Here is a 25,468-nt window from a genome sequence, read left to right on the forward strand (position 1 = left end):
CGTTGTTATTAATACCAAAAAGAAGGTATGTACTATGTTAATCACAGAATTGGGCTACTTTGCGCTGATTTTGGCGTTGGTGCTTGCGTTATTGCAAGCAATTTTGCCCACCGTTGGGGTCATAAAAAACCAAGTGCAGTGGCAGCGCCTTGCGCCAAGTCTCTCGGTGGCGCAGTTCTTGACGATGATGATTTCGTTTTGTGCGCTCGTAGCAGGTTTTATTTATAATGATTTTAGTCTGGTGTATGTGGCCAGTCATTCTAATAGCTTGCTGCCTTGGTATTATAAGATATCAGCGACTTGGGGTGGTCATGAGGGGTCACTGCTGCTGTGGCTGACGATTCTTGCGACTTGGTGTATGCTGGTGGCGGTGTTTAGCCGTGCCTTGCCTTTGGATATGCGTGCTCGCGTGCTGTCTGTATTGGCGATGGTACAGGTGATGATGCTGCTTATGCTGATTTTTACCTCAAATCCATTTGATCGTACATTACCAAATATTCCTGTGGACGGTACAGATCTAAATCCACTACTTCAAGACCTTGGGTTGATTTTCCATCCGCCGATGCTGTATATGGGCTATGTAGGTCTAGCGGTGCCATTTGCCTTCTGTATGGCGGCGCTGTGGGCAGGGCGACTAGATGCAGTGTGGACGCGTTGGTCTCGCCCGTGGACGGTGGCTGCTTGGGGCTTTTTGACATTGGGTATCGCGATCGGTTCTTGGTGGGCATATTATGAGCTTGGCTGGGGTGGCTGGTGGTTCTGGGACCCTGTGGAGAATGCTTCCTTGATGCCTTGGATTGCGGTAACGGCTCTCATGCACTCCTTGGCAGTGACTGAGAAGCGTGGTGTGTTCAAGGCATGGACGATGATGTTGGCGATTTTCTCGTTTGCATTATCGCTTCTAGGTACTTTCTTGGTGCGTTCGGGTGTGATTACTTCAGTGCATTCCTTCGCGGCAGACCCTACACGTGGTCTTGCGATTTTGGCAATTTTGGGCGTGGTGATCGGTGTGGGTTTGTTGATGTTTGCTTTACGCGGATGGCGATTGACGGTTGAGAGTACTTACCAGCTCAAATCTCGTGAGACGGTATTGGTGATTAATAACATCATCCTGCTCGTGGCGACGCTCGTGGTGCTGTTAGGTACGCTCTATCCGATGCTGGCAGATGCCTTTAAATGGGGTCAGGTGTCGGTGGGCCCTCCGTATTTTAATGCGCTATTTGTACCATTGACGTGGATTTTGCTTGCCTTTATGGGCATTGGCTCAAACCTACGCTATAAATACGACAGCCGTCCACTATTAATGACCGTCATGACCTGTGCAGTGAGCGCACTTGTGCTTGGTGCTGTTGTGACCTATATGATGAGCATGCTAGAAGAATATGCGCATTTTGATTATGGTGCATATATCACAGCGGCGCTTTGTGTGTGGGTACTTGCCTTTATGGTGGTGGACATCAAGGATAAGACACGTCATGCTAAGAATCTTGGTGAAGGCTTAAGAAAGCTTACACCAAGCTACTATGGCATGCAGCTTGCTCACATCGGTGTGTTGGTCACTGCGCTTGGGGTGGCTGGCGTATCAGCGATGAGCCTAGAAAAGGACGTCGCCATGACCGTGGGCGATAGTGTGCATGTTCAGGGTTATGATTTTTATCTACAAGAATTTGATGAAGTTAAAGGGCTAAACTACGATGCCATACGAGCAACCGTACAAGTCAAAAAAGACGACAAGCTCATCACTACGTTATACCCTGAGAAGCGCAATTATGTCGTATCAATGATGCCGATGACAGAAGTTGGCATCCGTCCAAGCTTATTGAACGAGCTGTACATCGCATTAGGTGAGCCGATTGTCGATGCTGCAGGTAATGCCAGCGATGACACTTGGGCTGTTCGTGTGTATGTTAAGCCAATGGTGCGCTGGCTATGGCTTGGGGCGATATTAATGGCACTCAGCGGACTGATCGCCATGTTCGATAAGCGTTATCGTATTAAGAAACTTGATAAATCTCTCATCCAATTTCGCTCGACCACAGGAGGCGATCATGGCAGCATCTAACAAACGCGCTTGGATTTTTATTTTGCCGCTTTTGATTTTTATTTTGGCAATGGTAATGTTTTATTTCCGGCTTGGTAAAGAGACGGATGTGAAGATCACTACCGCGATGAATAAGCCTTTGCCGCAATTTAGCCTGCCTTTATTGTCTGATACCACGCGCACGATGACGAATGCAGACCTACCAAAGACGCCATTTTTGCTGAATGCTTGGGGTTCATGGTGTCCGACTTGCCTTGTAGAGCATCCTTTTTTGATGCAGTTGCACGCTCAAGGTGTGCCCATGATTGGCATGAATTATAAAGACGAGCTGCCTGATGCGTTAGGCTATCTCAATGAGCACAAAGATCCGTTCATCTATTCGATACAAGACTTAGATGGTAGCTACGGTCTTGATTTGGGATTGACGGGTGCGCCTGAGACTTTCGTTGTGGATGGGCGTGGCATCGTGTTCAAGCACGTCACAGGCGAGATTAATCAAGAGAATTGGAAAGCTCAGATTGAGCCGTGCATGATCGCACTTGCTGATGATAAGCTGACCGATGATGCTAAAATCAACACGTGCAACTAGGAGGCTGACAATGAAAAAAATCATGATGGCGACTCTATTTATGGGCGTGATGATGCAAGCGTCGGCAGGTATTGAAGTGTATGAGTTTAAGACCTCCGAAGATGAGACGCGTTACCGAGCGCTTATCGAAGAGCTTAGATGTCCTAAGTGTCAAAACCAAAACTTAGCAGGTTCTGATGCGCCGATCGCTCTAGATTTAAAGCAAAAAACCTACGAGATGATTAATGACGGTCGCAGCGATACCGAGATTCGTGGTTATATGTTTGAGCGCTATGGTGACTTTATTAGTTATAAGCCGCCTGTACGCCCATCGACGTGGATTTTATGGTTCTTTCCGCCGATTCTGCTTGTTTTATTGGTCATCGGCTGGCTTTATAAAGCCAAAAAAGGCCGCACGCCTGTTATTCAAGGCGCGCCCAATCAGCTAAGTAAAAGCGAAGAAGAGCAGCTTAATAAGCTTCTAAATAACCATCAACACAACAAAACGCCAGAGGATAAATCATGACGCCCAGTTTATTGTTATTTTTTACATTGTGCGCTCTGTTGTGTGTGCTGATTGCACTTGTAGTGATCTACCCTTGGTTAAAAGGACGCGTGGTTAATGACAACCGCCTGATGTCAGTCAATGTCGAGGTGTTCAATAGTCGCATCGCTGAACTTAATGCCGATAAAGCCGCAGGGGCGATTGATGAAGTTTATTATGAAGCCCAGTCCACTGAGCTAAAGCGCCAACTATTGGCAGCACAAGCCCAATCACAAAGTTATGCGCCTGTTGGCTTTAAGTCGCGTCTGATTGTGATGGTGTGGATTCCGCTGTTGGCAGCGTTGGCGTATTTGACCACGTCTGATCGCACTTCTGTGTATAAGCTATGGGAGGCCAAAGACTCGGTAGGGCAGGTGGCTGATGATCTATTGACGGGTAAGATTGACGTGCCACCAGAGTGGGCAACCAAGGACAGTGCTGCGCTGATCTCCGCCATGCAGACCAATGTTCATGCCAATGCCTTTGATGCCAATCGTTGGATGCGTCTGTCTGAGCTGTTTACGGCGCTAGAGGCGAAACCGCAGGCATTAGAAGCCTTGTCGCGTGCGCATCGCCTAGACCCTGATAATATTGAGATTGCCATGACTTATGCGCAGTCTAGTTTTTTTGCCAATAATGGCACGCTTGATACGACAGCGCGCAATGTCTTGATTGACATTCTGCGTAAGAATCCCGATCATGAAGGCGCGCAGATGCTGATGGCGATGGGCGAGACACGTGCGGGTAATTTTACCAATGCTAAGGCGTGGGTGCATAAACTTCGCTCAAAAATCGCCGCTTCTTCGGGTAATAGAAGCGAGGCATTGGCAAGCTTGGATGAGCTATTGGCGAACATCGAATCCCAAGAAGCCAAAGCAACCCAAGGCGTTAATGTGACGGTATCGGTATCGGATCAGATGCTGCCACAGATTAAAGAATCAGATGCGTTATTCGTATCCATCTCTTCTGTTAATGGTGGCGCGCCTTATGCGGTGAAACGCCTGCCAGTAAGTAGCATTCGAGGTGGAAGTGCGGTCGTGTCGCTAAGCGATCTGGATGCCATGATGCCAACCCGCACGCTAACACTAGGGCGAGAAAGCGATGAACTGGTGGTGAATGCGCGCATCAGCCATTCTGGTGGTGCGGTCTCTGAGTCAGGCGACATGGCTGCCAACCCCGTGGTGCTTAATAAGACCCAAAATGCAGTTAATCTGACCATCTCGCAAATCGTACCATAACCCAATAAAAAAACAGCGTTAAATGACGCTGTTTTTTTATTGTCTGTTTGCTATTGCCTAGCCTAAAGGCGAAAAATAGACAACTTATCAAAAAGCACTTGAACAATCTTAATGGGTGGTTTATAGTGTAACACTGTATTGGCGGTGAGCCGTTTTTTAATTATTTGGAGAAAGAGCATGCTTCGTATCATCTTATTAGGACCACCAGGCGCAGGTAAAGGCACACAGGCGCAACTGATTTCAAAAGAATTCGGCATCCCGCAAATTTCAACTGGTGACATGCTACGCGCTGCCATCAAAGAGGGTACTGAGCTTGGCAAACTTGCTAAAAGCGTCATGGATGCAGGTCAGCTGGTGTCTGATGAACTAATCATCAACTTGGTTAAAGAGCGTATCGCACAGCCTGACTGTGCTAATGGATGTATCTTTGATGGCTTCCCGCGCACCATCGCTCAGGCAGAAGCTCTGGCAGAAGCTGGCGTGGATATTAATCACGTGATTGAGATCAGTGTTCCTGATGATGAGATCGTAAGCCGTATGTCAGGTCGACGTGCGCACTTGGCATCAGGTCGTACTTATCACATCATTCACAATCCACCAAAGGTCGAGGGCAAGGATGATGTTACCGGCGAAGACTTGGTTCAGCGTGATGATGACAAAGAAGAAGTAGTGCGCGATCGCCTAGGTGTGTACCATGCTCAGACTGCTGCCTTGATCGGTCACTACCAATCGGTTGCAAAATCAGGCGAAAATGCCCCAGAATACCACGACTTTGACGGTACTAAAGACATCAACACCGTGCGTGATGAGATCTTCGCTGTACTAAAAGGCTAATCGCAAGCTGATAAAAAGACCTTGTAAATGCAAGGTCTTTTTTGTGGGCGGTTATTTTAATTTACCAATGCATAGCCTAAGACTAAATTAAATGCCAAACTGATCGTGATAATGCGACATGATTTTATCTTGGATGGATTGTTGTAGATATGACAGGGTTTGAGGGGAGTTGTCTTTTAGGGTATTGAGTGTGTGCGTGGTAGATAGTGCGTGCGCATTGGGCAGGCGCGTGTAGCCATCACTGGGCTCGATAATGTACTCTTCTTCGCTAAAATCTACACTGGTGAGTGTCTTGGCGGTGCTCTTGTGCAGAACATTGACGTTGCCAGCAAACACAAAATTGCCAGCTTCAGCGTTTAGTGATTGATCGATGTCTGAATGGTAGGTCGCTTGTGACTCTTTGGCGGTATTGGTGAATGATAAATGCAGCGCCAATGGGAAGTCATCACAGACGATGACGGTTGTGCCACTAATTTTTATGTGGGTGGCGGCTTGGATCGTGCCTGTGGGCAATTCTAAAATCCGGCAGGCTTCTTGGGCGGTAACTTTCTCGTTCATCATCTTTAATAAAGACAGATCAAGCGGTTTTTGTGTCTTGATGTCATCGGGTAGGCTGTCATAATGCGCCAAAAACATCATGGGAAGATTTTTTTGGATGATGAATTTATCAATTTTAACGTTATGTGTGCGAAAGATAAAATCAGGCTTGGTTAATATGTCTTGTAAGATAAAAGAAGGCGTGTCGTTCATAAATAAATACTCAAAAATCTGTTTTTACTATATCATAAAACCAAAGAATTGGTGGTAAAAGTTCTCAAAAATTTCTCAAGCGAAATTTAAAATAATTATGCTACAATGCTAAAACCAGCCCTATAGGAGAGATAAAATGAGCTATGATACCAATAATATTTTCGCCAAAATCCTGCGTGGCGAAATCCCTTGCCATAAGGTTTATGAAGATGACAAAACCCTTGCCTTTATGGACGTCATGCCACAGGCAACGGGTCATGTGCTGGTCATTCCAAAATGTGAAGCGGTGGAGCTGTCTGATTTGCCGTGCGAGTATGCCTGTGCGGTATTCAAAACCGCCCAAAAAGTCATCACTGCCCAACGCAAAGCCCTGGGTGTGGACGGTATTGTGCAGATGCAACTTAATCACGCGGGTGCAGGGCAAAGCGTGTTCCACTATCACATGCACCTAATCCCAACGCACGTCCACGAGCTGGGCAAGCACGAGAGCGTCATGGCGGACCAAAATGAGCTGGCAGAATTGGCGACCAAAATCCGTGAAGTTATTGACGGCAAGTAGGGCATTTTGAACATTTTCTACCTTGACCCTGACCCGATACGCTGTGCCATTTTTCATGGTAATAAGCATGTGGTCAAGATGATATTGGAATACTCACAGCTCCTTTGCGCTGCTCATCATCTGTGTGACAACGTCCTTTGCGATGATGAGCGGGCGGTGCTGTATAAATGCACGCACCAAAACCACCCATGTGCGGTGTGGGTGCGTGGCTCAAAGTCGCATTATGACTGGCTTTATCGGCTGTTTATCGCCCTGTGCGATGAGTACACGCACCGCTATGGCAAGGTTCATCTGACCGACCAAAAGCTCCGCCACATCCTGCTAAACTGCCCCATCTCGACCGACACGCCTTTTATCGCACCCCCACAGGTCATGCCCGATGAGTATCAAGGCGATGATACCGTTGATGCCTATCGTACCTATTATCGCTGTGGTAAGGCGGATATTTTGGCGTACACCAACCGTCCAACTCCTGATTGGTTGTGAGTGCTTAAGTATTGGAATAAAATTCAATCACAATGCTGTGAATAAAAAGCAAAAAAGACGTGCTCAACATGGCGCGTCTTTTTAATTGGCACTGCAAAGCGATGGATCAGCCTACAAATGCACGCTCTAGCACATAGTCAGCAGGTACGCCCATGCGTGGCGATACTGTTAGACCAAAATCATCTAGAATAGCAGCGGTTTCGGCATTCATCGCCATACTGCCGCAAAGCATCATGCGATCATCGTCTTTATTGATCGGTGGTAGTCCGATGTCCTCGAACAGTTTGCCTGATTTTAATAGATCGGTCACACGACCTTGGTTTTTGAATTCGTCACGCGTTACAGTAGGATAGTAGATGAACTTCTCACGTACCCATTCGCCAAAGATTTGATCATTTGGCAGCTCATTTTCAAAGAAATCACGATAAGCAAGATCTTCGACATGGCGCACACCATGCACCAAGATCACTTTCTCGAAGCGCTCATAAACTTCTGGCTCACGCACCAACGACAAGAATGGTGCTAAGCCTGTGCCCGTGGCGAGCATGTATAAGTGCTTACCAGGTAGTAGATCATCTAATACTAGAGTACCCGTGGGTTTTCTGCTGACTAGTAGTTCATCGCCAACTTTGATGTGCTGTAGGCGTGATGTCAAAGGACCATCTTGAACTTTAATGGAATAAAATTCAAGCTCTTCTGCCCATGCAGGACTGGCGATGGAGTAGGCACGCACCAATGGCTTACCGTCCACCATTAAGCCGATCATGGCAAATTCGCCGCTGCGAAAACGCAAGCTGTCGCTGCGGGTGGTTTTGATGGTGAATAAGGTGTCTGTCCAGTGGTGAACATAGGTCACGGTTTCGCTGATGAATTTTGACATGAGGATTTCCAGAATGTATAAATGAAAATGAGTTTGATTTAAAGATAAAGTTTAGCACAAAATTGGGCTAACACAAAATTTGTGCTATGATAGCGATTTTTGCCATGGACTGTTATTAACTTTTTGGCATAAGGAACTTATATTTTATCATAAACCGCCCAAAAACACCATGAACGCACACCATACTCTCCCCGTCATCGGCCATCATCATTCGCCCTTAACTCAGAAATTTGGCATCCCGCGCCAGCCGAATTTGGTCGCCATAAAAAGCTATATTCGTTTTGTTGCACCTTTTAATAATCCAGATGCTTTTGTGGGCATTGAGAATTATAGCCATCTTTGGATTTTGTGGCAGTTTCACCATAATAAAGAGCAGGTGAATTTCCGCCCGCAAGTGCGTCCGCCAAGGCTAGGTGGCAATGATAAAATTGGCGTATTTGCCACGCGTAGCATGTATCGCCCAAGCCAAATCGGTCTGTCGGTGGTGCAGCTTGATAGGGTGGAGGTTGTTGATAATCAAGCGATTCTGCACATCATTGGGGCGGACATGGCGGATGGTACACCCATCTTTGATATTAAGCCATATCTGCCGTATGTGGATGGCGTGCACGAAGCGATGGGATTTGACAAGCCAAGTGTTCGCGATGTGAAGATAAGTGAGCGGGCGGAGGGTGATTTTGAGGTGTTAATATTAAATAATACCCTACAAAACGACGACAAAGACATTATTCTAAGCCTTATCGCTCAAGATCCACGGCCCGCCTATCGCCAAAATGAAACGGGCGTGATGTGCAGCATGAGATATAAGACGGTCGATGTTGATTTTATAAGGGCTGAAGATATGCTGGTGATCGAGCACATCAGGCGGGTCAAACCTTAAAAATGCATTCTCAAAATCGCCAAGATTTGATATAATTTCTTGTTATTTATTAATTTTTTAAGCTTAAGGTAATCATCATGGAAATCGCCCCATATCAAGAACAAATTAAAGACCTAACCGAGCGTGGTCAAGACCTTCGGAGGTATCTTTGACTTCGAAAGCAAAAAAGAACGCCTAGAAGAAGTCAATCTAGAACTAGAAAACCCCGACATCTGGAACGACCCTGAGCTCGCCACTAAGATCAGCAAAGAAAAATCCGTCCTAGATAGCATCATTGGTGTTATCGAGGGGCTGGATACTGCACTAGAAGATGCAGCCGCCATGCTTGAGCTTGCGGTTGAAGAAGATGACGAAAGCCTACTGGCAGATGTGCAAGCCGAGCTTGATGACGCGAATGCTAAAGTCGAAGACTTAGAATTTAAGCGTATGTTTAGCGGCGAGATGGATGCTAATAACTGCTACCTAGACATCCAAGCAGGCTCTGGCGGTACCGAAGCCCAAGACTGGTCAGAGATGCTGCTGCGTATGTATCTGCGCTGGTGTGAGTCGCACGGTTTTAAGGCGGAAGTTTTGGAGGTGTCTGATGGTGGTGTGGCAGGCATTAAGTCAGCGACCATTTCGGTTAAGGGCGATTATGCCTTTGGCTGGCTTCGCACTGAGATTGGCGTTCATCGTCTGGTGCGTAAGTCGCCATTTGACAGTAATAACGGTCGTCACACGTCATTCTCAGCGGTGTTCGTCTCTCCTGAGATTGATGACAATGTAGAGATTGATATTAATCCAGCTGACCTGCGTATCGATACTTACCGTTCAAGCGGGGCGGGTGGTCAGCACGTTAACACCACCGACTCTGCCGTGCGTATCACGCACCAGCCTACAGGTGTGGTTGTCGCGTGCCAAAACGAGCGTTCACAGCACGCCAACAAAGACACCGCCATGAAAATGCTCCGTGCCAAGCTTTATGAGCTTGAAATGCAAAAGCGCATGGAAAAACAGCAAGCCTTAGAAGACAGCAAGTCCGACATCGGTTGGGGGTCACAAATCCGCTCCTATGTGCTTGATGATTCACGTATTAAGGACTTGCGCACAGGTGTTGAGACGTCCAACACTCAAGCGGTGCTAAATGGCGATTTGGATAAATTTATCGTGGCAAGTCTGAAGGCGGGATTGTAATTTATATGCATTTATGCATTAGTTATCAATATTAATGATTGATTTTTCTGATTGAAAATCGGTACAAATGTTGTAGCGAGCTATTTATTTTATTGCCATCTAATGCTAAAATCATCATAATTTACAGTATTTGTAAATTTATCGCCATTTTATTGGAAAATTATTATCAAGAGGACAATGATTATGTCAATCGATCGTATTCGTCACGCGGGTCTGCGTGAGAAAGTAATGAGCGCTGATCAAGCGGCTGAATTTGTTAAAGACGGTATGATGCTTGCCGTCACAGGCTTCACAGGGGCGGGCTACCCTAAGGCGCTACCAACTGCCATCGCCAACAAAGCAAAAGCGGCACATGCCAAAGGCGACAAGTTCAGCATCGGCATGGTGACAGGTGCATCTACCGCGCCTGAATGCGATGGCGTATTGGCTGAAGCGAACGCGGTACATTTCCGCTCCCCATTCCAATCTGATCCAACGCTTCGTAATGGCATTAACGCTGGTAACGTAGCTTATCAAGACATGCATCTATCGCATGTTGAACAGCAAATGCGTCAAGGTTTCTATGGCGAATTTGACATCGCCATCATCGAGGCGGCAGGCATCACCGAAGATGGCAAAATTATCTTTGCCATGGGTATCGGTCACGGCGTAGAAGCAGTTAAGAACGCCAAGAAAGTCATCATCGAGATCAACGCTGCACTAAGCGAAGGCCTAGAAGGCATGCACGACATCTATGGCGATGTTGGTCTGCCACCTCATCGCAAGCCAATCCCTATCGTGGGTGCTTTTGACCGTGTCGGTACGCCAGCACTGGAGTGCGATGCTGATAAGATTCTTGGTATTGTATTGACCAATGCAGGCGACCGTAACTCTAAGTTTGCAGAGCCTGATGATGTGTCTAAGCGCATCGCTGCCCAAGTAATCGACTTCCTGGATTATGAAGTGAAAGCAGGCCGTCTACCTAAGAGCCTACTACCACTTCAATCAGGCGTGGGTAACGTAGCAAATGCGGTAATGGCAGGTCTGCTAGATGCGCCATTTGAAGATTTGATCGGATATACGGAAGTGCTACAAGACGGTATGCTTGATCTGATCTTGGCTAAGAAGATGAAAACCGCTTCGGCGACCGCTTTGTCATTTAGCCCAGATGCGCTAGCTCGCTTCAACGAGAACATCGAATTCCTAAAAGACAAAATCATCCTACGTCCAATGGAAATCAGCAACAACCCAGAGCTTATCCGCCGCTTAGGTGTGATCGGCATGAACTCAATGATCGAAGCTGACATCTATGGTAACGTGAACTCTACCCACGTCATGGGTACTCGTATGATGAATGGCATCGGTGGTTCGGGTGACTTTACTCGTAACGGTTTCTTTAGTTTCTATGTCAGCCCATCTACTGCTAAGGGCGGTGCAATCTCTGCGATCGTGCCAATGGTGTCGCATCATGACCACACTGAGCATGACGTGATGTTCATCGTGACCGAACAAGGCATGGCTGACCTACGTGGTAAGTCTCCACGTCAGCGTGCGAAGCTAATCATCGAGAACTGCTCACATCCTGACTATCGCGACATGCTGCGTGATTACTATGATCGAGCTGAAGTGGCAAGCAAAAAGGCAGGCGGTATCCACACGCCACACTTATTGCTAGAAGCGCTATCATGGCATCAACGTTTCATCGAAACTGGTGACATGCGCATCAAATAAGCCATCTGTTTAACCAATAAAAACACCCAAGTTATCGCTCGGGTGTTTTTATTTGGTGTGCTGATAAGATAAGGGGTTAGTTGTGCATCACTCGATAGACAGGCATGCCGATGTCGTCATGAAGTGCGGTTAAGTCCAATAGAACCAATGCGCCGAGCACTTCATGACCTGCTTTTTGGCACAGAGTCTTACTTGCCTTTAATGTGCCGCCAGTAGCTAACACGTCATCAACCAGTAACACTTTAGAGGCTGGTAAATCTGCCTTAATCTCTAGCGTATCATTGCCGTATTCTAGTCCGTAACTTTCGCTAAATAAAGGTGGTGGTAGTTTGCCTTGTTTGCGAATTAGTATGAGTGACTTACCTGTGCGCCCTGATAATAAGCTACCTATCACAAAACCACGAGCTTCTGTAGCAGCGAAGCATTCGACGGTGTTCATTAAGTCGTTGGGCAAAGCCTTTAATAATTCGTCAATCAGTGCATCCACATGACTGTATAGCAGTGGCGTGATGTCATAAAAATCAATACCGTCTTTTGGGAAATTAGGAATTGTTTGAATAAACTGCCAAAATGGATGATTGTTTGTCATAAAAGTACCAAAGATCAAGCATTAAAACCGCTGATTATACCAAAATTCTGTCATGAATTTATAGAGTTATATGAGCAAGCAATAAAAAATGCAGACCTTGAAATCTGCATTTTTATGAAGGGGCTAACTAAGCTTTTGATGCGATCGGTTGATCATTCACCAGTGCATCAGGGTCGCCTGCGATGCTTTCGCGTTTCACGAACAAGAAGAACGCAGCGGTCGTCAGGACAGTCAAGCCAATACCGATATACAGTGACAGCGTGTAATCAAGACCGAAGCCGATTTTGTTGTAGGCGAGGAATGTATAGCATGCAGCGCTCATGAAGATGGCTGGTAGCGTACACACCCAATGCAACTTGCGATAGCGATACAGATAGCCTGCCGCTGTCCATAGCATCACCACAGCAACGGTTTGGTTTGCCCAGCTGAAGTAGCGCCATAGGATTTGGAAGTCTACTTTAGAGATGACAAAGCCAATCACAAATAGCGGAATCGCGATCCAAAGACGCTTCATTAGCGTGCGTTGTTCCATGTTTAGGAATTCAGAGATGATCAGACGTGCCGCACGGAATGCTGTGTCACCCGAGGTGATTGGTAGAATAACCACGCCAAGCACCGCAAATACACCACCAATCGCACCTAGGTAGCCGATAGAGCTGTCATAGACGACTTTAGAAGGTGAGCCTGCAGAGATGGCTTCTTGTAGTGATACTAGATCAGGGTAGAATGACAAACCAACTGCACACCAAATAAGGGCGATTACGCCTTCAGCAATCATCGCGCCATAGAAGATGAAGCGACCTTCGGATTCGTTCATTGCACAGCGTGCCATAAGTGGCGTCTGCGTAGCGTGGAAGCCTGACAGCGCACCACAAGTAATGGTTAGGAATAATAAAGGCCAGATTGGCAGATCGCCTTTAGGTTGGAAGTTTTGGAAGAAACTCTCTACCGTCAGACCGCCCATGCTATTAAAGAAATAGCTCTCAGCGCTACCAAGCTCGTTAGCGACCAGACCGTAAGTCATACCAAGTGACATGAACAGCAATAGACCGCCAAAGAATGGATAAACACGACCGATGATTTTGTCGATTGGTAGCAAAGTTGCAATGATGTAATATAAGAAGATGATTGCTGTCCAAGCTACGATGATACCGTCTTTGGTTAGGCCAAAGGCGGTATTGGCAACATCGCCTGCAGCCGCTGCCATACTTTCTGCATTATTGATAGATACCGTGCCTGTGGCTTGGGTGCCGAACATATCTAGCGTGATTGAGCTTAATAGCTGAGCTGGGCTGGCAACGAATACTACGCCAACCAGAATCAGCAGAACCACCGCAAGCAGGTTAATGAAATGCTTAACCGGTGCGCCTAAGTATTTGCCCGTCAGATAAGGCATACTGGCGCCACCGTTACGCACAGATAACATGCCGCACATATAATCGTGTACCGCACCGGCAAAAATACAGCCGAGAACAATCCACAGCATCGCCACCGGTCCATAAAGCGCACCTAGAATTGGGCCGAAGATTGGGCCTGTGCCAGCGATGTTTAATAATTGAATAAGCCAAATTTTACCTTTTGACATCGGAACGTAATCCACGCCGTCAGCCATTGTGTAGGCGGGCGTGTTTTTGTTTGGGTTGATGACAAAGATTTTTTCGATGATTTTACCGTAAACGAAGTAACCGATGACCAGTACGGCAACACAAAAAAAGAACCATAACATGAGTGTTATTCCTAAAGATCTATGACGATTGTCACAATAGATAACTGCTTTATCAGCGCAGTTTAATCATTGGCTAAAATAACTAAATTTTATACAATTGTAAAGCAAAAATTAACCAAAACATAACAATTTAATTAAATAATTTTTAGACTGTCTAAATTTTAGGCAAGCTCATGATATTTATCAAAATTCATGATTCAAACCGTTTGATACGAATTCGGTGATTGGATTGTCAAAATAAAAACACACACTATATTTAGTGCGTGTTTTTGGGTGAAGCATAAATCAGCGTTCTAAGATACAAGTAACGCCTTGACCGCTTGCGGCACAGATGGATATTAGTGCGCGGCCTGAGCCTTTTTGGGCAAGTAGTTTGGCGGCGGTCGCAAGGATGCGTCCACCAGTGGCAGCAAAGGGATGTCCTGCTGCCAGGCTTGAGCCATTAACGTTAAGCTTCCTGCGGTCAATCGAACCAAGTGGCGCATCTAGACCTAGGCGGTTTTGGCAGAACTTTTCGTCCTCCCAGGCTGCTAGGGTTGATAACACCTGAGAGGCGAAAGCTTCATGAATCTCATAAAAATCAAAATCTTGAAGGGTTAGGCCAGCACGCTCTAGCATCTTTGGCACGGCATAGGCAGGTGCCATGAGTAGACCTTCAGTGAGGCCTTGCTTGCCCACAAAATCAACCGCTGCCGTCTGCTGGTGTGTGATATAGGCAAGTGGTTCAAAGCCATGCTCTACTGCCCATTCTTCGCTAGATAGCAGTACGCAAGAGGCACCGTCAGTCAGAGGCGTGGAGTTTGCGGCGGTCATGGTGGGGTTGGCGTTCTTTTTGCCAAATACAGGTTTTAAGCTGGCAAGTTTATCAAGAGTGGTATCAGCTCGTAAGTTATTATCACGGCTTAGACCCTTGTAGGGACTGATGAGATCATCAAAAAAACCTTCATCATAAGCACGAGCCAAATTCTGATGGCTGGCATAAGCCAAGGCGTCTTGGTCGGCGCGATTGATGTCCCACTCTAGTGCGGTGATGGCTTGGTGTTCACCCATGGATAGGTGTGTGCGCGGTTCGCCATTTTGAGGGAAGGCGAGTAGATTTTTTGGGTTGATGCTGCTGAGTGCAGACAGACGAGATTTGGCATCTTTGGCATTGTTAAGGCGCAGTAGGGGCTTTCTGATGCCATCGCCAAGCGCGATCGGTGCGTCCGAAGTGGTGTCTGTACCGCCTGCGATGCCGCTGTCGATATGACCTAAGGCGATTTTGTTTGCAACGGCAAATGCTGCCTGCAATCCCGTTCCGCAAGCTTGCGAGATGTCGTAGGCAGGCGTGGTCGGTGCCAGAGTGGTATTTAATAGGGCTTCACGAGTAAGGTTAAGATCACGGCTGTGCTTTAGAACCGTGCCTGCTACCACTTCACCGATGTCTTTATCAGATAGTTCAAATCGGCTAACCAGCCCTTCAAGAGCAGCGCTTAGCATGTCGATGTTGCTTGCGTCAGCATAGGCGCCATTCGAACGAGCGAAAGGAATGCGATTGCCGCCTAGGATGGCGACTTTCTTAATAGTGGTCATGAATTTCTCCTTAAAATTATCATGTCGATTCTGTTCCAAATCTGCCTTAGATTAGCATTATTTTTTATAAAATGGCATATTTGACTTATTTTGTAACAATAATTTTAGCAATTTACGCTAAATGATAAATTTTAGTTTATAAAAATGTGATTCTATATGGGTGGCATTGGTGAATTTTTGTGTTAGAATGGGATACTTTCAGGTTAAATAAAGACATTAAAAACAGATAAGGATTCATGCCATGAGTGATCGTTACGGTGAATTGGTACAATCGCCACTGGGTAAAAAAGTCGCTAAAAATCTGGGTTTGCCACTACCGACCAGACTGGACCGCTACGAGGTGGGACAGCCCATCATTCGTGGCGAGGTGGTGCTTGGCGTGGCGGCAGGCGAGGATGCTTCGGTTGGTGATGCGATTCGTGAGACATTGACCGCCCTAGATGCTAAGATCACCATACAAGACAAGCTTGAAGCCAAGCTTAGCGATGAGAATGCACGATTTAAGGTGGCGATCTTTGATGCGAGCAACATCAAGGACGTGGATGGCCTAAAGCAAGTCTATGAGTTCTTTCATGTGATTGCACGTCGTATCAAGCCATCAGGGCGTATTATTATCGTTGCACGTCCTGATTGCTGTACTGGTGATGATATTGGTTTTGCATTGGCTCAGCGTGCGCTGCTTGGCTTTGCCAAATCGGTTGCCAAAGAATTCAAAAAAGGCATCACAGCGAACGTCCTATATACACAGGTTGGTGCTGAAGCGCATTTAGATCACGCTCTAAAATTCTTCATGTCTGCCAAGTCCGCCTACGTGTCAGGTCAGCCAATCTATATCAAGACAGGCGGTGTCATTAATGCAGGTGAATCCAGCGATGCTAAGCCACTACTGGGTAGAAAAATCCTAGTGACGGGCGCATCTCGTGGCATCGGTGCTTCTGTGGCAGAAGTGTTGGCGCGCGATGGGGCGGAGTTGTACTGCCTAGACGTGCCACAGAGTCTGGCTGATCTTCAGGTCGTCGCAGGTAACTTGGGTGCGCGTGCGCTACCATTAGACATCACCGCTGATAATGCCGCAAGTGAGATCTTAAGTGAGTGTGGTGTGCTAGATGGCATCGTGCATAATGCAGGTGTGACGCGTGATAAGACCTTGGCGAACATGAGCGAAGATAAGTGGGATCTGGTGCTAAACATCAACCTAAAAGCAATCCATGACATCAATGAATATCTGATCGCTAATAATGGTCTTGGTGATGATGCGCGCATGGTATGTGTGTCGTCAATCTCAGGCATTGCGGGCAACCTTGGGCAGACCAACTATGCCATGAGTAAGGCGGGTGTGATCGGACTGGTTGAAGCAACCGCCAAAACCTTTAAAGACACCAACAAAACAATCAACGCTGTCGCTCCTGGATTCATCGAGACGAAGATGACAAGCTTGATGCCATTTGCCATCAGAGAGGCAGGGCGCCGTATGAACTCAATGAGTCAAGGCGGTGAACCTATCGACGTGGCAGAGACCATCTCTTGGCTGTTATCTCCAAAGGCTGCAGGGCTTAATGGCAACATCGTACGCGTCTGTGGACAAAGCGTGCTTGGTGCGTAACGCTTACTAAATACTTTATAAATATTGGAAATTAAATAGGTAACCCATGGCAGAACAACATTTTAAAGAATTGCCAAAAATGCACACCACTTATGCCAATGTCATCAAAAGCCTGATCCCTATTGGCGATAATAAGGCGACGACATTACCAGAATCGGTGTATCAGGTGGACAGCCTTGCTATTGATGAGCATAACTTAAAGGAATATCGCAAGATCTGTGGCTTTATTAATGATGGACGTGTGCCGCCGACTTATTTTGCGGTGCTGTCTCAGACGTTGCAGATGAATATGATGGCTAAGCCCGATTTTCCTTTTGCGATGCTTGGTCTTGTGCATATCGAGAACAGTGTTACGCAGCATCGTATCATCTATGACAGCGAGACCGTCGCACTTACCGTTCGTCTTGACAACCTAAAGGCGCACGACAAAGGACAACAGTTCGACTTCATCACGACGGTGACCATCGATGATGAGCTGGTCTGGGAAGGGGTATCGACTTATCTGTCACGCCAAAAAAAGACCGCCGAAGAGCGTGCCCGAGCCAAATCCATCGAAGAGCCGCAGCCACGACTAGAAGCTGATGAGAATCATTGGGCGGAGCTCATTAACATCCCAGAAGACATCGGGCGCCGCTATGCTTTCGTGTCAGGCGATTTTAATTTGATTCATCTTCATCCGTTGTCAGCGCGTGCGTTCGGCTTCCCCAGAGCGATTGCGCATGGCATGTGGTCGAAGGCGGCGAGCATTGCTCAGTTCCATGATCTGCCTAAGGCTTATCGTGTGGATGTGTCTTTTAAGACGCCAATTTTCTTGCCATCTAAGATTGACTTCGTGGCACGCGCAGAGACCGATGGCCGTCAGTTTGCACTGTATGCTGCTGGCACGGACAAGCCGCACTTATTAGGTCGCATTACATTCTTATAATGTTCTGCCACCACCTCAAAAACTGGAGCTACTCCAGTTTTTGTGTTTTTGATGATTTAATAATCATTATTCATTATCCATAAAGATTCATAAAGAGTAAGCTATGACAGATTGGCAAGATTTTTCTGATGTTTTGAAGAGTTTGCGGTTCAATGATGCACCTGTGGGCGGTGCGCTTGTGATTTATCAAGATGGTGACGAAGTTGTAAACACCGCTGTTGGACAAGCGCTGCCAGGTCAGTCATGGTCCGATACCACGTTGTCAGTGAACTTTTCGATTGGAAAAGGGGTCATGGCGACATTAGTGGCGATCTTGGTGTCTAAGGGTTTGCTTGATTATGATGTGCCGATCGCTCGTTATTGGGAGGAATTTGGCGCTAATGGTAAACAAAACATCACGCTGCGCCACATATTAACGCACACGTCAGGGCTGTTTAATATCACAACACTCACGCAGTCGCTTGATGATTTACTTGATTGGCAAGCGATGGGTGAGCTTGTGGCAAGCATGACTATAGATACCCCGCGCGGTCAAGAGGTGCATAATTATTCCAGCGCCTACAGCGCTCTTGTCTCAGGGTGGGTGCTTGGTCATGTGGTGGAATGCGTGACGAATCTTAGCTTGCAAGAAGCGCTTGATGAATATCTGGCAGTACCGCTGGGCATTCAAGGACAGTTGTATTATGGTGCGCCCAGCGATAAAGTGGGGCAGGTCGCTAAGCCGGTACGTTATTTTGATGGCGCACCAAGTGCCAAAAGAAAACCCACTTTAAAGCCTGATACGCCCTTGATACTAGAGACATTAGCAAATCTACCCGTCTCGCCACTGTGGCAAAATGCGCTGGGCGATACACCAGTCGGGACGGCAAGTGTTAATAAGCTGTATTTTGATACTTCAAAAATGAACTTGGCAAATTACAAAAACGCACTCATGCCAAACGGGCGAGATGGTGTGGAATATCATCATCCTGATGTGTTGCAAGCCATCATTCCTGCAGCGAATGGCATCTCGACGGCGCGGGCATTGGCAACCATCTATGCCATGCATGCCAATGGCGGCAAGTGGCAGGGTGATGCGTTGATCACGCCCGAGGTGATGAGAGACTTGCGCGTGATTCGAGTGGATGGCTTCGATGCGGTGATGCCCGCCAACATGCTGTGGCGTACGGGCTTTCATCGGGTATTTAGCCTGCAAAATGCACCGAACGCTTATGGGCACATGGGTTATAATGGCTCGGTGGCGTTCTGCGACCCTGATCGCAAGCTGGCTTTTGCATTCATTCATAATTTTGACACCACGATGCTAAATGACGTGCGCCAGTTTGCTCTGTCAGAGATGGCGATAGGCTTGGCTTGATTTGCCATTAAAATGCTTGCCAATGTTTTTGGCATGCGTTAAAATATTCGTTTTTATTTTAAAAAAGAGTCCTTATGAGTAAACCTGTCATGAACGTGATGATTTCACAAGAAGAAATCGCAAATAAAGTCAAAGAACTGGGCGCGGCGATTGATGCACACTATGCTAACAGCGACCGAGAGTTGGTGTTGGTCGGCCTGCTACGCGGTTCGGTGATTTTTATGGCGGATCTTTGCCGTGCCATCGATAAGCCGCATGAGCTTGATTTCATGACAGTATCCAGCTACATCAATAAGACCACGGTGTCATCAGGTGATGTCAAAATCGTCAAGGATCTAGACAGTGAGATCAAGGGCAAGGACGTGCTGATCGTCGAAGACATCATAGATTCGGGTCGTACACTGTCTAAGGTGGTCGAGATTCTAAAGACTCGCGAGCCCAATTCTATTGAGCTGTGCACATTGGTAAGCAAGCCATCGCGCCGCGAGATTCAGATGGATGTTGGATTCTTAGGCTTTGAAGTGGAAGATAAATTTATCGTGGGCTACGGTCTAGATTACGACCAAAAATACCGCCACGTACCTTTTATTGGTGAGATCGGTCTGTAATTATAAATAAAAAACCAGCCAGTGATTGAGGCTGGTTTTTTGATGGCTTTATCATTAAAAACCCTGCTAATATACGATTAGCAGGGTTTTTCTGATGGATTGATAATAATCAGCGTTCGACTTGGCTGACATCACGCACTGCGCCTGTGTCAGCACTGGTTGCCATCGCGGCATAGGCGCGTAGGGCTTGAGAGACGTGGCGTTCACGATTGACAGGCTTCCATGCTTGACTGCCACGCTCATTCATGGCGGCACGACGACGCGCAAGCTCCTCATCTGATACATCTAGATGAATGCTGCGATTTGGAATGTCGATCTGAATGACGTCAAACTCTTCCACCAGTCCAATCGCACCGCCTTCGGCAGCTTCAGGGCTGGCGTGACCGATAGACAGACCAGATGTGCCACCTGAGAAGCGACCATCTGTCAGTAGTGCACAGGCTTTACCAAGACCTTTTGATTTTAGGTAGCTGGTTGGATAAAGCATCTCTTGCATGCCAGGCCCACCTTTTGGACCTTCGTAGCGGATGATGACGATGTCGCCTGCGACGATTTGATCAGCAAGTATGGCTTCTACAGCAGAATCTTGACTTTCAAAGATTCGTGCACGCCCTGTGAATTTAAGAATGCTCTCATCCACGCCGGCGGTCTTAACCACACAGCCGCGTTCAGCGATATTGCCAAATAATACCGCCAGACCACCGTCCTGTGAATACGCAAATTCTTTGGCGCGGATACAGCCGGATTCGCGGTTAAGGTCAAGATTGCCCCATTCTCTGTTTTGACTAAAGGCTTGAGTGGTGCGCACGCCACCAGGGGCAGCGATATAAAGATCGCGAGCGGTCTGATTGTCAGCATTCATGACATCCCATTTGCTAAGGGCGTCTGCCAATGTTGGGCTGTGTACGGTCGGAACATTGGTCTTGAGTAGTCCTGCGCGGTCAAGCTCCGCCAAAATACCAATCACGCCACCTGCGCGGTGTACGTCTTCCATGTGGTATTTTTGGGTGGCGGGAGCGACTTTAGATAGGCATGGTACTTGACGAGACAGACGATCAATATCCGCCATCTTAAAGTCAACACCTGCTTCATTGGCTGCTGCCAAAAGGTGTAGAATCGTATTGGTGCTACCACCCATGGCAATATCAAGGCTCATGGCATTTTCAAAGGCCTCTTTGGTGGCGATGCTTCTTGGCAGTACAGAATAGTCGTCTTGTTCGTAATGGCGCTTGGCAAGCTCAACGATCAGGCGGCCTGCTTCTAAGAACAGCTCTTTACGCTTGGCGTGCGTCGCTAGTAGTGAACCGTTACCAGGCAAAGATAGGCCAAGCGCTTCGGTTAGGCAGTTCATGGAGTTTGCGGTGAACATGCCAGAGCAAGAACCGCATGTCGGGCAAGCAGAACGCTCAACATTTGCCACGTCTTCGTCGCTGATCAGATCATCCGCCGCATCAATCATCGCATCGACCAGATCAAGCTTGCGGATTTTTTGACCGCTGTCGTCGGTAACGGTCTCATGCACCATGTGACCATCATGCGTATCGTTTGCCAATACCTTACCAGCCTCCATCGGACCGCCTGACACAAACACCACAGGGATGTTTAGTCGCATGGCAGCCATCAGCATACCTGGGGTGATTTTGTCACAGTTTGAGATACATACTAGGGCGTCTGCACAGTGTGCGTTCACCATGTATTCTACGCTGTCCGCGATCAAATCACGGCTAGGCAAGCTATACAGCATGCCGCCATGGCCCATCGCAATACCGTCATCGACCGCGATGGTGTTGAATTCTTTGGCGATGCCGCCGGCTTTTTCGATCTCGCGGGCGACAAGCTGACCCATATCTTTAAGGTGGACGTGACCAGGAACGAATTGAGTGAATGAGTTGGCGATAGCGATGATTGGCTTATTAAAATCGCCGTCTGTCATGCCTGTGGCGCGCCATAAAGCACGTGCGCCTGCCATGTTGCGACCTGATGTGGAGGTTTTTGAACGATAAACTGGCATAATACTTATCCTTTTAATTCAATAGCGATGGCTGTCTTAACGATCTAAAATTTTATCAATAAAATAAAAATTATTAAGAAAATAACCTATTTTACCACCAAACATCATATTGTTTTATAAAAATTTCTTACTTCCATAAAAACCAGTTATTCACTTATCTAAATATATTAAAAAACTTTATAAATAGCCATGGGTAAATTTTTAGAATTAACCTTTTTGAAGATTGTTACAGAATAATTAAATATTAAAAATATTATATTAGTCAATGATTTAAATAAAAATTTTATCTAAATCATATTGGCAATGATGATATAAATTTGCAAAAGTTTGGCTATTTTGTTAAGGTTTTCTTGCTTATTTTTAACTTTTTGCGATGAGTATTGGGTAGTTTTAATACAGATTTTAAGCGCAGTGGATTAACAAGGAGAAAAATAATGAGTGAAAAAGAGCATAAACTGCCCAAGCGGCAAGACAGGGCGCGGGCAGATAGACAGACGATGGCGGATGGATTGGATATTCAGCGGTTTTTGGTTTTTCCAAAGGTAAGCCGCCCTGTATTTATTGTATCGATGCTATTGATTGTCTTATTTATTGTATTTGGTACGCTGTTTACTGAGCTTGCTGGGCAGATATTTGGTGATTTGCAGGCATTTATTACCGAGCGCTTTGGGTTCATGTTTATTATTTTGATGAATGCAGCGCTCGTTTTTTGTGTGTATGTGGCACTAAGTCGATATGGTGACATTCGACTTGGGCAGCAGACTGAGATGCCTGAGTATGGCTTTGGCTCATGGATTGGCATGCTGTTCTCGGCGGGCATCGGCATTGGACTTCTGTACTGGGGTACGGCTGAGCCTTTGTATCATTTCGTGCAGCCGCCGACCGCAGAGCCTAGCACGATTGAGAGCGCCAAAGAAGCGATGCAGGTGTCATTCTTGCATTGGGGGCTGCATGCGTGGGCGGTATATGCGGTGGTCGCGCTGTCGCTTGCGTATTTTCACTATCGCCGTGGGTTGCCATTGTCGATACGCTCTGTGCTCTTTCCGATCATCGGTAAGAACATCTATGGCAAGTGGGGTCATGCGGTGGATATCTTGGCGGTGTTTGGTACGATGTTTGGTGTGGTGACGTCGCTGGGTCTTGGGGTGATGCAGCTTGAGACGGGACTTGGTTTGTTATTTGGTATTGAGCCAAGTTTGGTGTTTAAGATTGCGCTGATTGCAGCGATCACCGCTTGTGCTGCGTTCTCTGTGATGGCGGGTCTGGATAAAGGCGTAAAGCGTCTTAGTGACATCACCATCATCGGCACGATCATCATGCTTGTCTTTATGATGGTCGCAGGACCGACACAGTTCATTTTGGATAGTTTTGTTGAGAATATCGGTAACTATGCTGGCAATCTGATTACGCTTGGACTTTGGAACGAAGCGTTCGTGGCTACCAATTGGCAGGCGTCATGGACGATTTTCTATTGGGCTTGGTGGGTGAGTTGGTCACCATTTGTGGGGATTTTTATCGCTCGCATCAGTCGTGGCCGTACGATTCGTGAGTTTGTCTTTGGGGTGTTGTTTGTGCCGATGCTACTATTGTTCTTATGGTTTACGACCTTTGGCGGCGTGGCGATCAGCATGGAGCTCTCAGGTGGCTACGGCCTATCAACAGCGGTGCTGGCCGATACAGGCAGCGCGATTTTTAAATTCATTGAATACTATCCATTCACCCAAGGTCTGGTGGTGGTGATATTGACGATGATCGTTCTGTGGTTCGTTACCAGTGCTGACAGTGCAAGCTTGGTCGTTGATATGCTGACGGCAGGCGGTAATACCAACCCGCCAAAGATTCAGCGATTATTCTGGGTGACTTCTGAAGGTATCATCGCGGCGATTTTGTTGGCGGCAGGGGGTTTATCTGCCCTACAAGCAGCTGCGATCGTTGCAGGCTTACCGTTTGCTTTGGTGATTTTTGTGATGATGTATTGTCTGATTCGCGGGCTTGGTCGTGACCGATTGACCTTGTATCGTAACACACAATGGTACATCACCGAGGAGTCAGCCGAGCATAACAGTGCCAATGAAATGGTGGATGAGCATCTATTGCCAACCCACCCGCCTTCAAAAGTAGATAATGACTGAACTGATAAAATGCCCACCTAAGTGTGGGCATTTTTTATGATGAAAATTGATGAGTGATTACTGGTTTTGTGTTATTCTTTGGGTTTGTGATTATGATTTAATAAATAAGGAAATCGTGTGATTAAGGCGCATAGAATAAATATCTTCATGGTATTTGCGGTTATTTTTTTGGCGATGAGTCTGTATTTTTTGACTCGAGTGTGGCTCATGGTGTTCGGTGCGATATTGGTGGCGGTGCTGCTGCTTGGACTGTCGGATTATCTTAAACGTGCGCCAAAGATAGGTAAATTCATGCGCAAACTTCCCCATGCCTTATCGGTGGGGTTGGTGGCGTTGATGCTCTTGTTGGTCGTATCGGGATTCTTGGCGATGTTTGGCTCGGATCTGGTAAATCAGTTCGAAGATCTTAAAAACATGACCCCCAGAGCCATGCAGAGTATCAATGACTACCTAAAAAGCTACCCTGTCATCTATGATTGGGTCGCCCAGAGCAAGTGGATGCAGGAGTTTATCGCTGATCCAGCGGAATTCTTATCACAATACACAGGCGATGTGCTGGGCATCGTGCCTGTGATGGTGTCAGGCTTATTCGGTGGGATCGGCTCGTTTTTGATTATTTTGTTGGTGGGGCTGTTCTTGGCGCTAACGCCGGACGTCTATACCAAGAGCTTCGTGACATTGGTGCCAAAACAGCACCGAGATAAAGCAAGATACCTCCTAAAAAGCAGCTATCAAGCACTGCGCCGCTGGTTAGTCGGTCAGTTTGCGGTGATGGCTTTTGTGGGCGTGGCGACAGTGATTGCGCTGTGGCTCATGGGTATTCCGTTTGCGCTGGCGCTTGGGGTGATTGCCTTTGTGTTTGATTTTGTGCCGGTGCTTGGACCATGGTTATCCGCGGTGCCGATTCTGCTTGTGACCTTGATTGTTGCGCCTGATATGCTGCTTTGGGCGCTGTTGATGATTATCGTGGTGCAGCAGCTTGAGAGCTATGTTGTTGCGCCTGTGGTGCAGCAGAGATTGATTGATTTACCGCCTGTGGCGCTGCTGCTGTCGCAGATCATCATGGGCTCGCTGACGGGCATTCTTGGGGTGGCGTTGGCGATGCCATTGATAGTTGGGCTGATCGTCTGGGTGCAGATTCTGTATGTCAAATTCACCCTAAAAGACTACAGTATTAAAGTCATGGGACAAAACGAAGAAGATCTCGAACGTGATCCTTATTACACACCTAAGGATGATCAGCAGTTATCATTATTAAAAGATGACTGATAAGGCGGGCGGC

The 25,468-nt window shown here is 47.0% G+C and carries 22 protein-coding genes; 16 read left to right on the forward strand and 6 right to left on the reverse strand.

Translation table 11 applies throughout. From position 1 onward, the window contains the following. The first annotated feature begins 34 nt into the window (after positions 1-34). The 5 genes from DYD54_RS03895 to adk all read left to right on the forward strand — a co-directional run bounded on the left by DYD54_RS03895 (position 35) and on the right by adk (position 5,225). Positions 35-2,062, forward strand: a complete 2,028-nt coding sequence (locus DYD54_RS03895) for a heme lyase CcmF/NrfE family subunit (protein ID WP_063513823.1) — start codon at positions 35-37, stop codon at positions 2,060-2,062. Then, on the forward strand, positions 2,049-2,630 hold the full coding sequence (locus DYD54_RS03900) for a DsbE family thiol:disulfide interchange protein (protein WP_063513824.1): 582 nt from the start codon (positions 2,049-2,051) through the stop codon (positions 2,628-2,630). The genes DYD54_RS03895 and DYD54_RS03900 overlap by 14 nt, the downstream gene beginning before the upstream one ends. 10 nt (positions 2,631-2,640) lie before the next feature. Then, positions 2,641-3,135 carry a cytochrome c-type biogenesis protein gene (locus DYD54_RS03905; protein ID WP_370446590.1) on the forward strand — a complete coding sequence of 165 codons (495 nt, stop codon included), beginning with the start codon at positions 2,641-2,643 and terminating at the stop codon, positions 3,133-3,135. Then, complete coding sequence (gene ccmI / locus DYD54_RS03910; protein ID WP_063513825.1) at positions 3,132-4,391, forward strand: c-type cytochrome biogenesis protein CcmI; 1,260 nt, start codon at positions 3,132-3,134, stop codon at positions 4,389-4,391. The genes DYD54_RS03905 and ccmI overlap by 4 nt, the downstream gene beginning before the upstream one ends. A gap of 177 nt (positions 4,392-4,568) precedes the next feature. Continuing rightward, positions 4,569-5,225 carry an adenylate kinase gene (gene adk / locus DYD54_RS03915; protein ID WP_046699814.1) on the forward strand — a complete coding sequence of 219 codons (657 nt, stop codon included), beginning with the start codon at positions 4,569-4,571 and terminating at the stop codon, positions 5,223-5,225. Positions 5,226-5,312: 87 nt separating this feature from the next. Here adk and DYD54_RS03920 read toward each other — a convergent pair whose 3' ends face one another. Beyond that, positions 5,313-5,975 carry a hypothetical protein gene (locus tag DYD54_RS03920; protein ID WP_063513826.1) on the reverse strand — a complete coding sequence of 221 codons (663 nt, stop codon included), beginning with the start codon at positions 5,973-5,975 and terminating at the stop codon, positions 5,313-5,315. A 136-nt stretch (positions 5,976-6,111) separates the two neighbouring features. Between DYD54_RS03920 and DYD54_RS03925 the strand changes: the two genes are divergently transcribed. Further along, positions 6,112-6,534 (forward strand): HIT family protein, encoded by a 423-nt coding sequence (locus DYD54_RS03925; RefSeq protein ID WP_063513827.1) that lies wholly within the window; start codon positions 6,112-6,114, stop codon positions 6,532-6,534. 6 nt (positions 6,535-6,540) lie between these two features. After that, positions 6,541-7,020: a pyrimidine dimer DNA glycosylase/endonuclease V gene (locus tag DYD54_RS03930; RefSeq protein WP_063513828.1), complete on the forward strand. Its 480-nt coding sequence runs from the start codon at positions 6,541-6,543 to the stop codon at positions 7,018-7,020. Between the two features lie 106 nt (positions 7,021-7,126). On the opposite strand, the gene DYD54_RS03935 is transcribed toward DYD54_RS03930, so the two are convergent. Next, positions 7,127-7,900 carry a ferredoxin--NADP reductase gene (locus DYD54_RS03935; RefSeq protein ID WP_063513829.1) on the reverse strand — a complete coding sequence of 258 codons (774 nt, stop codon included), beginning with the start codon at positions 7,898-7,900 and terminating at the stop codon, positions 7,127-7,129. A gap of 169 nt (positions 7,901-8,069) precedes the next feature. Between DYD54_RS03935 and tsaA the strand changes: the two genes are divergently transcribed. From tsaA to scpC, 3 genes are all read left to right on the forward strand, one after another. Then, a complete protein-coding gene (gene tsaA, locus DYD54_RS03940; RefSeq protein WP_063513830.1) occupies positions 8,070-8,780 on the forward strand; it encodes a tRNA (N6-threonylcarbamoyladenosine(37)-N6)-methyltransferase TrmO in 711 nt (236 codons plus the stop codon). A 77-nt stretch (positions 8,781-8,857) separates the two neighbouring features. After that, a protein-coding gene (prfB, locus tag DYD54_RS03945) for a peptide chain release factor 2 (protein ID WP_172459591.1) occupies positions 8,858-9,953 on the forward strand; the annotation gives its coding sequence in 2 pieces (ribosomal slippage) (positions 8,858-8,929 and positions 8,931-9,953; 1,095 coding nt in all). 183 nt (positions 9,954-10,136) lie between these two features. Continuing rightward, complete coding sequence (gene scpC / locus DYD54_RS03950) at positions 10,137-11,663, forward strand: succinyl-CoA:acetate CoA-transferase ScpC (RefSeq protein WP_084260729.1); 1,527 nt, start codon at positions 10,137-10,139, stop codon at positions 11,661-11,663. A 76-nt stretch (positions 11,664-11,739) separates the two neighbouring features. Here scpC and DYD54_RS03955 read toward each other — a convergent pair whose 3' ends face one another. The 3 genes from DYD54_RS03955 to DYD54_RS03965 form a co-directional block, all read right to left on the reverse strand. Then, positions 11,740-12,252: an adenine phosphoribosyltransferase gene (locus tag DYD54_RS03955; RefSeq protein WP_063513833.1), complete on the reverse strand. Its 513-nt coding sequence runs from the start codon at positions 12,250-12,252 to the stop codon at positions 11,740-11,742. Positions 12,253-12,379: 127 nt separating this feature from the next. Continuing rightward, a complete protein-coding gene (locus DYD54_RS03960; protein ID WP_063513834.1) occupies positions 12,380-13,978 on the reverse strand; it encodes a carbon starvation CstA family protein in 1,599 nt (532 codons plus the stop codon). A 285-nt stretch (positions 13,979-14,263) separates the two neighbouring features. Further along, on the reverse strand, positions 14,264-15,550 hold the full coding sequence (locus tag DYD54_RS03965; protein ID WP_063513835.1) for an acetyl-CoA C-acetyltransferase: 1,287 nt from the start codon (positions 15,548-15,550) through the stop codon (positions 14,264-14,266). Positions 15,551-15,791: 241 nt separating this feature from the next. On the opposite strand from DYD54_RS03965, the gene DYD54_RS03970 reads away from it, so the two are divergent. From DYD54_RS03970 to hpt, 4 genes are all read left to right on the forward strand, one after another. Beyond that, on the forward strand, positions 15,792-17,153 hold the full coding sequence (locus tag DYD54_RS03970; RefSeq protein WP_063513836.1) for a 3-oxoacyl-ACP reductase: 1,362 nt from the start codon (positions 15,792-15,794) through the stop codon (positions 17,151-17,153). A 46-nt stretch (positions 17,154-17,199) separates the two neighbouring features. After that, complete coding sequence (locus DYD54_RS03975; protein ID WP_046699824.1) at positions 17,200-18,078, forward strand: MaoC/PaaZ C-terminal domain-containing protein; 879 nt, start codon at positions 17,200-17,202, stop codon at positions 18,076-18,078. A 103-nt stretch (positions 18,079-18,181) separates the two neighbouring features. After that, positions 18,182-19,435: a serine hydrolase domain-containing protein gene (locus DYD54_RS03980; RefSeq protein ID WP_063513837.1), complete on the forward strand. Its 1,254-nt coding sequence runs from the start codon at positions 18,182-18,184 to the stop codon at positions 19,433-19,435. An 89-nt stretch (positions 19,436-19,524) separates the two neighbouring features. Next, entirely contained in the window at positions 19,525-20,043 is a 519-nt protein-coding gene (hpt, locus tag DYD54_RS03985) for a hypoxanthine phosphoribosyltransferase (RefSeq protein ID WP_370446608.1), read from the forward strand. 109 nt (positions 20,044-20,152) lie between these two features. On the opposite strand, the gene ilvD is transcribed toward hpt, so the two are convergent. After that, entirely contained in the window at positions 20,153-22,054 is a 1,902-nt protein-coding gene (gene ilvD / locus DYD54_RS03990) for a dihydroxy-acid dehydratase (RefSeq protein WP_063513839.1), read from the reverse strand. A gap of 497 nt (positions 22,055-22,551) precedes the next feature. Here ilvD and DYD54_RS03995 point away from each other — a divergent pair, with 497 nt between their 5' ends. After that, positions 22,552-24,186 carry a BCCT family transporter gene (locus DYD54_RS03995; RefSeq protein ID WP_063514958.1) on the forward strand — a complete coding sequence of 545 codons (1,635 nt, stop codon included), beginning with the start codon at positions 22,552-22,554 and terminating at the stop codon, positions 24,184-24,186. A gap of 117 nt (positions 24,187-24,303) precedes the next feature. Then, positions 24,304-25,455: an AI-2E family transporter gene (locus tag DYD54_RS04000; RefSeq protein ID WP_228703593.1), complete on the forward strand. Its 1,152-nt coding sequence runs from the start codon at positions 24,304-24,306 to the stop codon at positions 25,453-25,455. Positions 25,456-25,468: the final 13 nt, after the last annotated feature.

Origin of the sequence: Moraxella ovis (assembly GCF_900453105.1) — a bacterium.
Lineage (GTDB): Bacteria > Pseudomonadota > Gammaproteobacteria > Pseudomonadales > Moraxellaceae > Moraxella > Moraxella ovis.

Excerpts from the sequence above, each read along its gene's own strand:
- adk (WP_046699814.1), top strand. The coding sequence starts at position 4,569 with ATGCTTCGTATCATCTTATTAGGACCACCAGGCGCAGGTAAAGGCACA.
- DYD54_RS03935 (WP_063513829.1), bottom strand. The coding sequence starts at position 7,900 with ATGTCAAAATTCATCAGCGAAACCGTGACCTATGTTCACCACTGGACA.
- DYD54_RS03980 (WP_063513837.1), top strand. The coding sequence starts at position 18,182 with ATGACAGATTGGCAAGATTTTTCTGATGTTTTGAAGAGTTTGCGGTTC.
- DYD54_RS03925 (WP_063513827.1), top strand. The coding sequence starts at position 6,112 with ATGAGCTATGATACCAATAATATTTTCGCCAAAATCCTGCGTGGCGAA.
- DYD54_RS03905 (WP_370446590.1), top strand. The coding sequence starts at position 2,641 with ATGAAAAAAATCATGATGGCGACTCTATTTATGGGCGTGATGATGCAA.
- ccmI (WP_063513825.1), top strand. The coding sequence starts at position 3,132 with ATGACGCCCAGTTTATTGTTATTTTTTACATTGTGCGCTCTGTTGTGT.
- DYD54_RS03995 (WP_063514958.1), top strand. The coding sequence starts at position 22,552 with ATGGCGGATGGATTGGATATTCAGCGGTTTTTGGTTTTTCCAAAGGTA.
- hpt (WP_370446608.1), top strand. The coding sequence starts at position 19,525 with ATGAACGTGATGATTTCACAAGAAGAAATCGCAAATAAAGTCAAAGAA.
- DYD54_RS03900 (WP_063513824.1), top strand. The coding sequence starts at position 2,049 with ATGGCAGCATCTAACAAACGCGCTTGGATTTTTATTTTGCCGCTTTTG.
- DYD54_RS03975 (WP_046699824.1), top strand. The coding sequence starts at position 17,200 with ATGGCAGAACAACATTTTAAAGAATTGCCAAAAATGCACACCACTTAT.
- DYD54_RS03960 (WP_063513834.1), bottom strand. The coding sequence starts at position 13,978 with ATGTTATGGTTCTTTTTTTGTGTTGCCGTACTGGTCATCGGTTACTTC.
- ilvD (WP_063513839.1), bottom strand. The coding sequence starts at position 22,054 with ATGCCAGTTTATCGTTCAAAAACCTCCACATCAGGTCGCAACATGGCA.
- DYD54_RS03895 (WP_063513823.1), top strand. The coding sequence starts at position 35 with ATGTTAATCACAGAATTGGGCTACTTTGCGCTGATTTTGGCGTTGGTG.
- DYD54_RS03965 (WP_063513835.1), bottom strand. The coding sequence starts at position 15,550 with ATGACCACTATTAAGAAAGTCGCCATCCTAGGCGGCAATCGCATTCCT.
- DYD54_RS03920 (WP_063513826.1), bottom strand. The coding sequence starts at position 5,975 with ATGAACGACACGCCTTCTTTTATCTTACAAGACATATTAACCAAGCCT.
- scpC (WP_084260729.1), top strand. The coding sequence starts at position 10,137 with ATGTCAATCGATCGTATTCGTCACGCGGGTCTGCGTGAGAAAGTAATG.
- tsaA (WP_063513830.1), top strand. The coding sequence starts at position 8,070 with ATGAACGCACACCATACTCTCCCCGTCATCGGCCATCATCATTCGCCC.
- DYD54_RS03955 (WP_063513833.1), bottom strand. The coding sequence starts at position 12,252 with ATGACAAACAATCATCCATTTTGGCAGTTTATTCAAACAATTCCTAAT.
- DYD54_RS03970 (WP_063513836.1), top strand. The coding sequence starts at position 15,792 with ATGAGTGATCGTTACGGTGAATTGGTACAATCGCCACTGGGTAAAAAA.